Raw genomic sequence first — 12,212 nt, 5'->3', positions numbered from 1 at the left:
CATATTGTGCTAATCGTCCGTTGCGCTATGGAGAAATCGTGATGATTTCAAGATTCCCCCAATTAGATGAATCTGTATGACTTCATTTTCAGGCAGGTGAATGGTGGCCTGTTCTGCATTGATGCTATCGAGTCTATACATGCCATCGCGTAGGTAGATGAACTCTTTGATCATGCTTTTACCGGACGTCGTTTTAACCATAACCTCATCGCCGCTATCGAAACCCTTGCTGGGTTCGACTAGAACGAATTCTCCGTTTTTGATCCTGGGCAATAGGCTGTCGCCTGTGACCTTGAGGCCGTAGGCGTCGGGGTCATCGCTATGGATGTTCAGGAAGCCATCCCCTGAGCCGGTGGGGAGCGACAGCGCCTCAAAATATCCCTCAGCGCCTAACTGTGCGCTGCCTACAACCGGAACTCTCCCCGCTTTTGCCCAGCCGATGTTGCTTCCTACTGGCTGCCCTTTGTCGCTGGTGCGCCCGTACTCTCGCGCAGAACGATCTTCGGAGCGAACTCGGCCCTGTATATGGTCTGGTAACGAGTTGAGTTCAGAGCGATCACGTCCAGCAACTAGGTCCGGCAGTGATACACCAAGGGCGGTAGCAATTATTTCAAGGTCTTGAAGGTTGGGCTGCCGGGTTCCTTTCTCATAGTTTCCGATTCGTGACTGGGAATCCCAGCCGCAGGCATGAGCAAGCGCCTGCTGGCTCATGCCTAAGCCTTTTCTTAATTGCTTAATGCGATTTCCTAATGTGTTCATAGGCATTTTTTACCACGATATGAGATTTTTTCTCAGCACGAACCGTGTTGTAATGTTCACGATTCGTGCTTATTATGGCGCTGAGTTCAAGGAGGTCTCTGGATGAACCTGATAGCTGTTTATAGAGATAGAGCCGGTATCAAACAAATAGCGCTTGTCGCTGAGCTTGGCTGGACGCAGACGCGGCTGAGTAACTATGAGGCCGGGCGCAGAACGGCTGGTCTAGCTGAATGCCGATCCATTGTTCGGGCGCTAAACAGGCTCGGGGTGATCTGTTCACTTGATGATGTTTTCCCCCCTGACGCCGAGGTTACGTGCGCGGCGTAGAAAAAAGGCGACCTTAAGGCCGCCTCGTTCCTCCCGGTATACACCACCACAGTGTTGCCAGGTCGCGGTTTGAGTAGGCGCGCACACCACATGCAAAAACGTCTACTACTACCGCGTTTCAAGGCTTGGATGCCTTGAGTTGCTGCCTTTCTCCACCACAGATAGGGCAGCTGTTGCGCCAGAGGTAAACAACGGATTGTTCGCCTCGGCACGGTGCCGGCTTCGATCTTGAGGATCTGGTCGGCGTTTGGGCCCTTTCAAGCCACGCAGTAAATGTATCACCACTACATGCTGCGCGGCACTGGCAACTTATAAGGATTAATGCCATGAGCCGAATTGCTCTGAATAGTGTTGAGCGAGCCAAGCGGGAAGTCTTGCCGCTCGATCTCGCGCTTTACCATGCTGCCCGGGACTATCCCGGGGGAGCTGCCGCCATCGCCGCCACCACCGGCCGAAACCCCACCACGCTGCAGCACAAGCTGTCCCCAACCCATCCTGGCCATAGCGTCAACGTTCAGGAGTTTGGCGAGATCCTAGAGCTAACCAAGGATCGGCGCATCCTCGATGCTGTGCATGCCCTGGTCGGCGACACGATCTGGCAGGAGCTGTCGGACACCTACACCAACGACATGCCGGAAACCTTGACCACTGGTATCGCGGTGTACTTCCGCCAGGTGGCGGACCTTGCTGATACCTGGGCTAAGAGCATTGGCGACGGTGTAGTCAGCGATGCTGAGCTGGCAGAGATCCGGCTGCAGGTGTTTCGGGGTATCCAGGGGCTGCTGGGGCTGTTCAATCGTGCCAGCTACGTCAATCAGACGACTCGGGGGGCGGATCATGCCGGACGTCGTTGATTTCGCTACTGACTTGGTTCAGGAGCATTTAGATCAGGCTATGGCGGCGCGCCTACTGGCCAGGTCCCGGGCATCCGGGCATTCCTTCCCGATCTGTATCGATTGCGATGGTCCCATTCCTGAGGCGCGCCAGCTCGCGCAGCCTGGCTGCACGCTGTGTGTGGACTGCCAGCAAGTCGAGGATGCAAGGAGGACTCGTTATGCTCGATGAGGTATTGGCGCAGTTTGGCGATTATGGCCTAGAGCCCGCGCAGCCTTTGGTTTTCGGTAAGTTGACCCGCTGCAAGACGGCGCAGGACAAGGGCCGGGAGAAAAACGGCTGGTATGTGGTGCATGAGCATCGCACGGAGAAGGGCGAAACCCTGATCTTCGGCAGCTTTGGCGATTGGCGTTCCGGTGAGACGCAGAAAATCAAGGTTAAGGCCGGGCGCATGAGCGCAGAGGAGCGCGAGGTTATGCGCGCTAGGCAGGAGGAAGCCAAGCGCAGGGCCGCCGAAGTGGCTGCTAACGCGGCGCGTCGTGCAGCCAATCGAGCATCCGCGATGTTCAAGCGCATGCCGGCAAAGGGCAAAAGCGCCTATCTGGATCGAAAGCAGATCATTGGGTTCGGGGTTCGCTATGCGCCGCGCTCGGGGGCGTTCTTGGTCCCAATGTGCAATGTCCGGGACCAAATTGTCGGCCTGCAGGTTATCTATCCGCAGAAGCAAGAAGACACCGGACGAGACAAGTCCTACTGGCCCTATGGGATGTCGAAAGAGGGCGCCTTCCATCTGATTGGGCCCCATCCTGAACCCGGGGAGCCGGTTCTGGTCTGCGAAGGCTACGCGACTGGCGCCAGCCTGCACATGGCGACTTCGCTGACTGTGGCTATCGCCTTTGATGCCGGCAACCTGATGTTGGTGGCCAAAGCAATGCGCGAGCGTTTCCCTGGTCGGCCAATCATTCTTTGTCGGGATGACGACTGGAAGACCACACGCCCCAATGGCGAGGCCTGGAATCCGGGCAAGGAGCGCGCAGAGAATGCGGCGACGGTCGTCGGGGGGCAGGTCGTAGCGCCGATCTTTTCGGGTGAACGTGAAATCAAATGGACCGACTTCAACGACCTGCATTGCGCCGAAGGTTTGGAGGCGGTCCGGCGCCAGGTGCTAGCCGTGGTCAAGCCTCCGGCAGCCGGTGGTTGGAAGGATATGTTGGCTCGTACTGATAGCGGCATGCTGATCGCTCATATGCAGAACGTTGAATTAATCCTGAGCAACGATCCGCGATGGGCTGGGGTGATCGGGTTTAGCTCGTTTAGCTCCAAGATCGTCAAGCTGCGGGTGCCCCCATATGGTGGGTCAACCGGTGATTGGGCGGATATCGACGATATGCTAGTAATGAAATGGCTGGCCCAGCAGTACAACCTGAGGGTAAAGGTTGGCCACGTAATCGAGGCGGTGAGCGTGGTAGCCCATGACCAAGCGTTTCACCCTGTACGGGACTACCTGCGATCCCTGGAATGGGACCGAACGCCCCGGCTGGATAGTTGGTTGACGACAATCATGGGTGTTGCACCAACCGAATACAGCCAGAAGGTAGGGAAACGCTGGATGATTTCCGCCGTGGGCCGGGTAATGTCGCCCGGCTGCAAGGCAGACTCGGTAATGATCCTGGAAGGGGCCCAGGGCGCTGGTAAGTCTACGGCGATGGGTATCCTTGGCGGCGCGTGGTTCATGGATACCCCCTTTGCCCTGGGCGACAAGGACGGTTTCCAGGCGATCCGTGGCAAATGGATCGTCGAGCTGGGCGAACTGGATAGCTTCAACAAAGCCGAATCCACCAAGGCCAAGCAATTTTTCTCGGCATCGGTTGATACCTACCGCGAGAGCTACGGTCGCAGAACTATGGATGTGCCCCGGCAATGTGTGTTCGTCGGCACCACCAACCAAGACGAGTACCTTAAAGATGCCACGGGCAACCGCCGCTATTGGCCAGTGGCCTGCACCAAAGTCGAGCTGGAACAGCTGCGGGAGATCCGCGACCAGCTGTGGGCCGAGGCGATGTTCTGCTATGAGGCTGGCGATATCTGGTGGGTGGTCCGGGACGAGGCTCCGTTATTTGCCGAGGCTCAGGATGAACGCTTTGTGGTGGACGAGTGGGAAGGGCCGATTCTTAAGTGGCTGGAGGAATCGCACCTGGGCAAGACCACCACGGGCAGTCAGATCCTGTCTGATGCGTTGAAACTTGATTTTGGGCATTGGGGGAAACCGGAGCAAATGCGTGTCGGTGCGATCATGCATCGGTTGGGGTGGCGAAAAGTGCGGCAGCCGGCGCTTGCAAAGAGTGGCGTGCGGCCTTGGGCCTACAAGAAGCCAGACGGATGGGGTGGCACTGTCGAGGCGCAGGAACGGTCTGAGGAGCCCTGTTTCGATGATTAAGGAGATCGACGCGCTTCTAAAGGTTTGGGCACTGGAGCTTCACAGCGATTTCTCTGCAGGTGGATTGGCCGGTGGCAACATGGTCGCCATGATGATGGAAAGTAACGGCCAGTTGATCCGTGGAAGGCGTGCAAGTAGAGTGCCGCTTGAAAGCTCGATGGATATTGAGCTGATAGTGACTAAGCATCTTGACGAGCAACTTGCTACGGTCGTGCGCGAGCACTATTGCTGTCACGACTTCAATATGCGGCTACGGTACGCGCACTGTGGTTGTGGGCGCGATACTTACTATCAGCGTCTGCATGATGCGCATCTGTTCATTGAGGGCATGCTGATTGGGAGGGCGGCTTGAGGCTTGGCCTTAAAGCGTTTGTAACTGTCCTACTGGCTCGCCTTGTCTGCCCGCGTTTTTACGTGGAAGGACAAGCGCGGGCCTTGTCATTCCTGGCCTGTCCTACCGTCCTACCTCCGCACACGTCATGCGCGCATATGAGCGTAGCGCACACACATTGCGCGCGTGTGCGCGCAAGCGTGCCTTTATCTTTTCTTTCTATACGCGAGAAAGAGAATAAATAAGTAGGACAGTTGGGCAAGGCCCCATATTTCGGGGCCTGTAGCTGTCCTACCTGACACTGCATTAGTGGGACAGGAAGGACAGCGCCCGAGGCGCTGAAAGCCGAAGTAAAGATATTCGCCGACATTGCCTAGACGTTCGCCAGATATTCACCGGGTGGCATTAAAACTAGGTTGCTGCCACCGGAATCGACCTGTTTAATACAGCCATCTTCGATAGGTGCGACCGCAGATAGCGGCAGGCGCCCACACACTAAACCCGGCCATTGCGCCGGGTTTTTGCGTTTAAGGGGTAGGTGATGACGAACGAGCAGCAAGCGCTTGCGGAAATGCCCATTTGGCTGGTGATCGTCCTGGCCCTGGTCGGTGGTGTATCCGGTGAGATGTGGCGAGCAGACAAGGACGGCGCCCGGGGTTGGGCGCTGCTGCGGCGCCTGGCGCTGCGGTCCGGTGCCTGCATCGTCTGTGGGCTATCGGCAATGATGCTGCTGATCGCTGCCGGTCTGTCGGTCTGGACGGCTGGCGCGTTGGGATGTCTGACCGCCATGGCTGGCGCTGATGTCGCCATCGGTCTGTACGAGCGTTGGGCAGCAAAGCGTCTCGGTGTTTGTGAGGTGCCAGACAATGGCCAGCCAGGACAGTGAGCGTCGCGGCAACAGCTCCGAACGTGGATACGGCTACAAGTGGCAGCGGGCGCGGGATAGTTTCTTGCGCGAGCATCCGTTTTGTTCCATGTGTTCAACGGATCAGCGGCCAGTGGCGGCGACGGTTGTAGACCACAAGGTCGCGCCCAAGCTGAAAGAAGCCAAGGACAGCGGCGACCCTGCGGCAATCAATCTGGCCTGGAAACTGTTCTGGCGTCGCTCGAACTGGCAGAGCCTGTGCAAGTTCTGCCATGACTCGACAAAGCAACGGGCCGAAAAGAGCGGGCGCCTTCCCGGGTGCGCCGCCGATGGCCGGCCACTGGACCCCGGGCACCACTGGAACCGGTGACGCCCCGGCGGTTGGGTTGTTGTGAAAAATTCTCATTTATAGGGGTAGGGGGGGTAAAAAACTTCCTTCCGCTCCTCTTCTAGACCGCTCGCCCCCCTCCGTGTGCAAAACCGGGAAAAATGAGGGTGGGGGGGTATCAGATATTGGAGGTTTCCATGGCCGGAAACGGTAACTCTGGGCGGCCTGGCCTGCCCGCGTCGGTGCATCTGCTCAAGGGAAATCGCAGCAAGCTTTCGCCCGCCCAGCTGATGAACGAAATCAAAGATCCTGCGGTTCCGGTTGGCGTGCCGCCTATGCCGGAGTTCCTTTCCGATGACGCGGCTTCCGAATGGACGCGCATTACCGAGGCGCTGCTTGCGCTGGGCTGGGTGTCACGGCTCGACCAGATGGCGCTGGCCACTTACTGCCAGGCCTATGGAGACTGGCTGCGCTTTCAGCGACTGATTGCGAAGCGCAATTCCGAATCGCTGGATGGCTTAGGCGGTGAGGTCCAGACCTTCAAGACCGGTGCCCAGCAGACCCACGTTCTGCGGCAGTTGGCCAACGATGCCGAGAAGCGCGCCAATGCTGCAGGCGCTCAGTTTGGCTTGTCGCCTCTGGCGCGCCGGAACCTGAAAGCTGCCCCTGCAGCGCAAGGAGATCTTTTCCCCAATGCAGAACGAGACGCCGCCGCCGCATATTTCAGCTGATTGCCGTGTAAAGGGTTTTGCCGACCGCGTGCTGGCAGGCTCAATCGTTGCGGGTCCGGACGTGCGCAACGCGGCGCGCCGTCACCTGCAGGATTTGGAGACTGGCCAGCAACGCGGGCTGATCTGGAGCGCCGAGGCCGCACAACGTGCCATCGGATTCTTTGAAGACGTGTTGTGTCTGAACGGCGGCGACTTTGAGGGGTTGCCGTTTCGCTTGGCGCCTTGGCAGGCGTTCATTGTCGGTAGCCTGTTCGGCTGGTACACCGACGATGGCTATCGCCGTTTCCGCCAGGCGTATATCGAAACAGGGAAGGGCTCGGGCAAGTCGCCATTGGTTGGTGGGATTGGTCTATATGGCCTGGTGGCTGATGGTGAGCAGCGGGCAGAGGTGTACGCAGCCGCGACGAAAAAGGATCAGGCTCAAATCCTGTTCCGCGATGCAGTCAGCATGGTGAACATGTCGTCGCATCTGTCGGCTCGTCTGGTGCAGTCCGGCCGTGATGAAAAGGTGTGGAACTTGTTCTACCCCGGTACGAACAGCTTTTTCCGTCCGATCAGTTCCGACGATGGACAGTCAGGCCCTCGACCTCATATCGCCTTGATCGATGAGCTGCACGAACACAAGACGGCCAGCGCAGTGAACATGATGCGGGCCGGTACGAAGTTTCGACGCCGAGCGCTGATTGTGATGATCACAAACAGCGGCTCGGACAAAGGTTCGGTGTGTGGTCAGTATCACGACCTGGGCGCGAGGATCTGTGAAGGCAAGGAGCAGAACGACGCTTTTTTTGCCTATATCTGCTCGCTGGATAAGGGCGATGACCCGTTCAAGGATGAATCCTGCTGGCCGAAGGTGAACCCCTCACTGGACTTTGTTCTAGAGGGGCAGAGCGATGGCATCCCGGGCCGTAAGTACCTGCGGGAGCAGGTAGCGGAAGCCAAGGGGCTGCCCGCAAAGGAGGCCGTAGTACGGCGCCTGAATTTCTGCGAGTGGACGCAAGCCACCTCGCCCTGGTTGTCCTGGGAGATCTGGAGCGGTGCCGCAGAGCGGGTGCCTATGCGTGTCCTACGCGGCCGGCCGTGTGTGGGCGGCCTGGACCTTTCCAGCACCACCGACTTAACCGCCTTTGTGCTGATGTTCAGTCCGGTGCCACACGATCCGCATTGGCGCTCTTTGTCGTACTTCTGGATACCGGACGAAGACCTGGCCGGGCGGGAGAAGCGCGACCGTGTGCCGTACCTACAGTGGATCAAGGAAGGCCACTTGGAGACTACCCCCGGCCGGGCTATCAGCAAGCTGCATGTGCTGCGCCGCCTGCAGACAATCTGCGATTACTTCGACGTGCGCCGGATCGCCTACGACCGTTGGCGCATAGAGGACTTATTGCAACTGATGAATGATCAGGCAATCACGCTGCCGGAGCTGGTGCCCTTCGGCCAGGGCTTCAAGGACATGGGGCCCGCTGTCGATGAATTCGAGCGTAGGTTGTTGGGGCGCAAGGTTGAATCGCCGGGCGTGATCGAGCAGGACGTAATCGACCTGGACCCAGGCGACTATCAGGTCGTTTCCGAAGTCTCGACCCCTGTTGAGACGGTCGAGACCTTGTTGCATGACGACAACCCGGTCATGACCTGGAACGCGGGCAATGCGGTGATCGTGTTCGACCCGGCCAATAACCGAAAGGTCGATAAATCCAAGGCTACTGGCCGAATCGACGGCATCGTTGCTGCGGTAATGGCCACCGGCATCAGTGGTGATATTTCCGAGGCTTCCGGCACGTCGGTGTACGACGAAGGGGTGGGTATATGAAGTTGGTTGTTTTGTCCTGGCTGGTGGGCCTGCTGGGGTTTGTGCTGCTGGTGGCAGGCGTTTGGCAGGTGTATCAGCCGGCCGCATTCATCGTTGCCGGTGTTGGCTTGTTGGTCTGGTCGAAGCTGGCCGATCAAGCCTCGGCGGGGCAGGCTGCTAGGGGAGGTGGCTAAACATGTTTTTCTCCAGTCTACGCGCCTCGGGCGCCGGCACGTTGACCGAGCCCGACAGCGGTTTTTGGCGTGGCCTGGTCGGTCGTGGTCGAAATTCCGCGGGGGTGGCAGTGACTCCCGAAACCGCGCTTGCCCTGCCGATCCTGCAGAACTGTTTAACCCTATTGGCCGAGACAGTGGCACAGCTGCCGCTGGAGCTGTTCCAGCGCAAGGAGAAGGGGCAGCGGGAGCCCGCAGTCAGTCACCCGTTGTACGACGTGTTGCGGTATCAGCCTAACCCCTTTCAGACCCCCTATGAGTATATGGAGCGGCACCAAGGATCGGCCGGCTTACGCGGGAATGCCTACAGCTTTATTGACCGCCGCGAGGACGGCAATGTCACCGCCCTATGGTCGCTCAAGCATGATCAGGTGCAGGTTCTAAAGGGGGCTGACCTGCTGCCGTATTACCGGATCAGCGGCGGCGAGTCGCTGCCCATGCGGATGGTGCATCATGTTCGTTGGTTCGGCACCAACCCCTATGTCGGCATGTCGCCCATTGAGCTGCATGCTGAGGCGGTCGGGCTGGCCCAGGCCGTGCGGCAGTACACCGGCAAGAGCTTTGCCAATGGTGTGGCCGTGTCCGGTGTGATCGAGCGTCCCCGCGAAGCTCCGGCGATCAAGGATCAAGGGACCATCGACAAGCTTGTTGATCAGTGGGGCCAGAAGTTTGGCGGCATGGACAATGCTAAGAAAGTCGCCCTGCTGCAAGAGGGGATGACCTTCAAACCCGTGTCAATGACCAACGTAGACGCTGAGATCCTTGGCATCTTGAAACTGACGGGTATGGATATTGCGCGGATCTACAAGATCCCGTTGCCCATGGTCAACGATCTGGAAAAGTCGAACTACAACACCCTGGAACAGCTAATGATCCAGTTTGTGGTGTTCGCGCTGTTGCCCTGGGTGAAGCGTCACGAACAGGCAATGATGCGCGATTTCCTGCTGCCGAAGGACCGGCGGGAATACTTTATTGAGTTCAACCTGTCCGGCCTGCTGCGTGGTGATCAAAAAAGCCGCTATGAGGCCTACGCCATCGGCCGCCAGTGGGGATGGCTGAGCGTGAACGATATCCGGCGCCTGGAGAACATGCCGCCGATTCCGGGCGGTGATATTTACCTGCAGCCCCTAAATATGGTCGATGCCGGCAAGCAGCCGGATCTGAGCAACCCGGCCGTGCGCGCTCAGTTGGAGATGCAGCACGCCGAGATCGAGAGGATTCTTGCCCAATGAGTAAACGTTATCTGCGGGCATCCAGCCTGCTGTTCAATCAGCCCTTGCTGGTGACGCCTGACATGCTCGACCTGGGCGTGCGTTGGGCCAACCAGACCATGAGCCTCAACATCATCAACCTAGGCGGCGCAGCTCAGATGTGGCAGGGCGACGAGCCGTTAGATCGTGTGGCTTACGCGGACGAGCAGCGCCGAACAGCCATTGCGCAGACCGGGATCGAAGTGATCCCGGTTAGTGGGGTGCTGGTCAGTCGTGGTAGTCACCTTAACGCCTGCGAGACGATGACCAGTTATGAGGGCCTGCGCGCCCAGCTGCAGCGTGCTGTGGCCGATCCCCTGGTTGAGCATGTCGTGTTGGATATCGACAGCCCAGGCGGCGCGGCTGTTGGCGCCTTTGAGTTGGCCGAAGACATTCGAGCAATGACTGCTCAGAAGCCCATAACCGGTTTGGTCAACTTTATGGCCTACAGCGGGGGCTATCTGCTCGGCTCGGCCTGTAGTGAGCTGGTGGTAAGCCGTACTAGCGGTGTTGGGTCAATCGGCGTGATAGCCAGCCACATGGACCGCTCCAAGCTTGAGGAAGGCATGGGTGTCAAGGTGACTACGGTCTACGCCGGGGCACACAAGAATGACCTGTCACCACATGAGCCGATCAGCGAACAGTCGCTGGCGTTTCTTAACGACTTGGTACAGGAAAGCTACCAGATGTTCGTTGGTGCCGTTTCCGAGTATCGCGGCCTGCCGCTCGCCCAGGTGATCGCAACTGAGGCCGCTTTGTATCGCGGCCAGAATGCAATCAATGCGGGCCTCGCTGACAGGATGCAGAACCCGCAACACGCTGTTGACGAGTTGTCGCGGGCCGTCGCGCAGAGTCGTGCCGCCCGCCAGTCGAATCGAATCAGCATACGAGCGACGGCACTGGCCATGCAGGCGCTGGCCTGATCGCTCCACTGTTTCAACCGAACCTAACCCGCTCAGTGCGGGTTTTTTTATGCCCAGGAGGCAGCATGTCCCTTGTACTTCAAATGCGTAACGAGCGCGCCAGCCTGGTCGCCCAGGTGCAGATACTGGCGAAGATCGAGGCCGACGGCGGTGCGTTGAGCGTCGAGCAGTTGCAGCAGTTCACCGAGTTGGAAACCAAGATCAATGATCTCACAGCCAAGATCAGTCGGGCCGAGTCGGCCGAGCGCCTGGCGGCCGCAGGTGCTGTGCCAGTCAACGAGTCGGCGCAGGGTATAGCCACTCCGCCGGGGGGCAATATCTCTGGCCCGTTCAGTGAGAAAGCCAAGCCCGGAACCGGTATGGCGCAAATGACTCGGTTGCTGGCCGCAGCGCAGGGCAATCAGCAGACGGCGGCGCAACTGGCCAAGGACGGTGGTTATCCATCTGACGTCCATATGGCCTTGAGCGTTGTCACGCCCGGCGCGGGCGGTGTCCTCGTGCCGCAGAACTTTGCGACCGACATTATCGAGTCACTACGGCCCGTCTCCATCATGCGGAAAATGGGCGTCACTAGTCTGCCGCTGAACAACGGCAATCTGACCATGCCGCGCATTACCGGCAACACCGTTGTTACCTACATCGGTAGCGATACTGATATTCCGGTCACCGGCATGACCTTCGCAGACACCAAGCTGTCGGCCAAAACTGCCGCAGCTATCGTGCCGATTTCCAATGACCTGCTGGCGATGAGCGGCGTTAACCCGCGTGTTGATTCCATCGTGGCTAGCGACCTGACAGTCAGCATGGGCCTTTCGGAGGATCTGCACTTCATTCGTGCGGATGGCTCCGGTGTGCTACCGAAGGGCGCGCGCCACTGGGCAGCGCCTTTCAACGTCCTGCCAGCGCCGGTTGTGACCGGAATCACCCTGGAGAAGATCGATCTGTTCCTGGGCGGCATGATGCTGCGCCTTGAGGCGGCGAACGTGCAGATGAAGTCTTGCGGCTGGTTGATGGCGCCGCGTGTGCTGCGCTGGTTGCAATCGATACGAGACGGCAATGGCAACAAGGCCTATCCGGAAATCGATCAGGGCATGCTCAAGGGCTACCCGGTCGGTCTCAGCACTCAGATTCCGGTCAACCTCGGTGCAGACGGTGATGAAACCGAAATCTACTTTATCAACTTCGCAGACTGCATGATCGGCGAGGACATGGACCTGACCATCGGTTTCAGCAGTGAAGCTTCCTACAAAGACGCCGAGGGCAATATGGTCAGCGCCTTCCAGCGCAACCAGACCTTGGTGCGAGTTATCGCTAAGCACGACTTCGGGCCGCGTCACGTTGAAAGTATCGTGGTGGCGGTGGCCGTGAAGTGGGGCAAGGGTATGTAAACCTAGGCCCCGCGCAC

14 protein-coding genes are annotated in these 12,212 nt (G+C 58.6%); 13 read left to right on the top strand and 1 reads right to left on the bottom strand.

Annotated elements, in window-relative coordinates:
* Positions 1-9 precede the first annotated feature (9 nt).
* Positions 10-759, bottom strand: coding sequence for a helix-turn-helix domain-containing protein (locus ACUXVH_RS07225; protein ID WP_445494400.1), 750 nt, complete (start codon positions 757-759; stop codon positions 10-12).
* Between the two features lie 102 nt (positions 760-861).
* Between ACUXVH_RS07225 and ACUXVH_RS07220 the strand changes: the two genes are divergently transcribed.
* The 13 genes from ACUXVH_RS07220 to ACUXVH_RS07160 all read left to right on the top strand — a co-directional run bounded on the left by ACUXVH_RS07220 (position 862) and on the right by ACUXVH_RS07160 (position 12,195).
* Positions 862-1,086 carry a helix-turn-helix transcriptional regulator gene (locus tag ACUXVH_RS07220; protein WP_445494398.1) on the top strand — a complete coding sequence of 75 codons (225 nt, stop codon included), beginning with the start codon at positions 862-864 and terminating at the stop codon, positions 1,084-1,086.
* 326 nt (positions 1,087-1,412) lie between these two features.
* Positions 1,413-1,940 (top strand): phage regulatory CII family protein, encoded by a 528-nt coding sequence (locus ACUXVH_RS07215; protein WP_445494396.1) that lies wholly within the window; start codon positions 1,413-1,415, stop codon positions 1,938-1,940.
* A complete protein-coding gene (locus tag ACUXVH_RS07210; RefSeq protein WP_445494394.1) occupies positions 1,924-2,151 on the top strand; it encodes a TraR/DksA family transcriptional regulator in 228 nt (75 codons plus the stop codon). Before ACUXVH_RS07215 ends, ACUXVH_RS07210 begins: the two co-directional genes overlap by 17 nt.
* The gene (locus tag ACUXVH_RS07205) at positions 2,141-4,357 is read left to right on the top strand and encodes a VapE domain-containing protein (protein WP_445494392.1); all 2,217 of its coding nucleotides are present in this window, start codon (positions 2,141-2,143) and stop codon (positions 4,355-4,357) included. Before ACUXVH_RS07210 ends, ACUXVH_RS07205 begins: the two co-directional genes overlap by 11 nt.
* Positions 4,350-4,709 (top strand): PA0613 family protein, encoded by a 360-nt coding sequence (locus tag ACUXVH_RS07200; RefSeq protein WP_445494390.1) that lies wholly within the window; start codon positions 4,350-4,352, stop codon positions 4,707-4,709. Before ACUXVH_RS07205 ends, ACUXVH_RS07200 begins: the two co-directional genes overlap by 8 nt.
* 520 nt (positions 4,710-5,229) lie before the next feature.
* Positions 5,230-5,574 (top strand): phage holin family protein, encoded by a 345-nt coding sequence (locus ACUXVH_RS07195; RefSeq protein WP_268562457.1) that lies wholly within the window; start codon positions 5,230-5,232, stop codon positions 5,572-5,574.
* Positions 5,555-5,923, top strand: coding sequence for an HNH endonuclease signature motif containing protein (locus ACUXVH_RS07190; RefSeq protein WP_445494387.1), 369 nt, complete (start codon positions 5,555-5,557; stop codon positions 5,921-5,923). The genes ACUXVH_RS07195 and ACUXVH_RS07190 overlap by 20 nt, the downstream gene beginning before the upstream one ends.
* Before the next feature lie 155 nt (positions 5,924-6,078).
* On the top strand, positions 6,079-6,612 hold the full coding sequence (locus ACUXVH_RS07185; RefSeq protein ID WP_068587777.1) for a phage terminase small subunit P27 family: 534 nt from the start codon (positions 6,079-6,081) through the stop codon (positions 6,610-6,612).
* Complete coding sequence (locus ACUXVH_RS07180; protein WP_445494385.1) at positions 6,575-8,422, top strand: terminase large subunit; 1,848 nt, start codon at positions 6,575-6,577, stop codon at positions 8,420-8,422. Before ACUXVH_RS07185 ends, ACUXVH_RS07180 begins: the two co-directional genes overlap by 38 nt.
* Entirely contained in the window at positions 8,419-8,595 is a 177-nt protein-coding gene (locus ACUXVH_RS07175) for a hypothetical protein (protein WP_445494383.1), read from the top strand. The genes ACUXVH_RS07180 and ACUXVH_RS07175 overlap by 4 nt, the downstream gene beginning before the upstream one ends.
* A gap of 2 nt (positions 8,596-8,597) precedes the next feature.
* Positions 8,598-9,866, top strand: coding sequence for a phage portal protein (locus ACUXVH_RS07170; RefSeq protein ID WP_445494381.1), 1,269 nt, complete (start codon positions 8,598-8,600; stop codon positions 9,864-9,866).
* Positions 9,863-10,807 carry a S49 family peptidase gene (locus tag ACUXVH_RS07165; RefSeq protein ID WP_445494379.1) on the top strand — a complete coding sequence of 315 codons (945 nt, stop codon included), beginning with the start codon at positions 9,863-9,865 and terminating at the stop codon, positions 10,805-10,807. The genes ACUXVH_RS07170 and ACUXVH_RS07165 overlap by 4 nt, the downstream gene beginning before the upstream one ends.
* A gap of 65 nt (positions 10,808-10,872) precedes the next feature.
* A complete protein-coding gene (locus ACUXVH_RS07160; RefSeq protein WP_445494377.1) occupies positions 10,873-12,195 on the top strand; it encodes a phage major capsid protein in 1,323 nt (440 codons plus the stop codon).
* Positions 12,196-12,212: the final 17 nt, after the last annotated feature.

The organism is Pseudomonas sp. 8(2025), from assembly GCF_052665325.1.
The sequence above is the reverse complement of the archived record's forward strand: the minus strand, read 5'-3'. Positions and strand labels throughout refer to the sequence as shown.

What these genes read in the sequence shown, in the direction of transcription:
- ACUXVH_RS07180 (WP_445494385.1), top strand. Translation starts at nt 6,575, where the DNA reads ATGCAGAACGAGACGCCGCCGCCGCATATTTCAGCTGATTGCCGTGTA.
- ACUXVH_RS07195 (WP_268562457.1), top strand. Translation starts at nt 5,230, where the DNA reads ATGACGAACGAGCAGCAAGCGCTTGCGGAAATGCCCATTTGGCTGGTG.
- ACUXVH_RS07215 (WP_445494396.1), top strand. Translation starts at nt 1,413, where the DNA reads ATGAGCCGAATTGCTCTGAATAGTGTTGAGCGAGCCAAGCGGGAAGTC.
- ACUXVH_RS07185 (WP_068587777.1), top strand. Translation starts at nt 6,079, where the DNA reads ATGGCCGGAAACGGTAACTCTGGGCGGCCTGGCCTGCCCGCGTCGGTG.
- ACUXVH_RS07210 (WP_445494394.1), top strand. Translation starts at nt 1,924, where the DNA reads ATGCCGGACGTCGTTGATTTCGCTACTGACTTGGTTCAGGAGCATTTA.
- ACUXVH_RS07205 (WP_445494392.1), top strand. Translation starts at nt 2,141, where the DNA reads ATGCTCGATGAGGTATTGGCGCAGTTTGGCGATTATGGCCTAGAGCCC.
- ACUXVH_RS07225 (WP_445494400.1), bottom strand. Translation starts at nt 759, where the DNA reads ATGAACACATTAGGAAATCGCATTAAGCAATTAAGAAAAGGCTTAGGC.
- ACUXVH_RS07190 (WP_445494387.1), top strand. Translation starts at nt 5,555, where the DNA reads ATGGCCAGCCAGGACAGTGAGCGTCGCGGCAACAGCTCCGAACGTGGA.
- ACUXVH_RS07200 (WP_445494390.1), top strand. Translation starts at nt 4,350, where the DNA reads ATGATTAAGGAGATCGACGCGCTTCTAAAGGTTTGGGCACTGGAGCTT.
- ACUXVH_RS07165 (WP_445494379.1), top strand. Translation starts at nt 9,863, where the DNA reads ATGAGTAAACGTTATCTGCGGGCATCCAGCCTGCTGTTCAATCAGCCC.
- ACUXVH_RS07170 (WP_445494381.1), top strand. Translation starts at nt 8,598, where the DNA reads ATGTTTTTCTCCAGTCTACGCGCCTCGGGCGCCGGCACGTTGACCGAG.
- ACUXVH_RS07175 (WP_445494383.1), top strand. Translation starts at nt 8,419, where the DNA reads ATGAAGTTGGTTGTTTTGTCCTGGCTGGTGGGCCTGCTGGGGTTTGTG.
- ACUXVH_RS07160 (WP_445494377.1), top strand. Translation starts at nt 10,873, where the DNA reads ATGTCCCTTGTACTTCAAATGCGTAACGAGCGCGCCAGCCTGGTCGCC.
- ACUXVH_RS07220 (WP_445494398.1), top strand. Translation starts at nt 862, where the DNA reads ATGAACCTGATAGCTGTTTATAGAGATAGAGCCGGTATCAAACAAATA.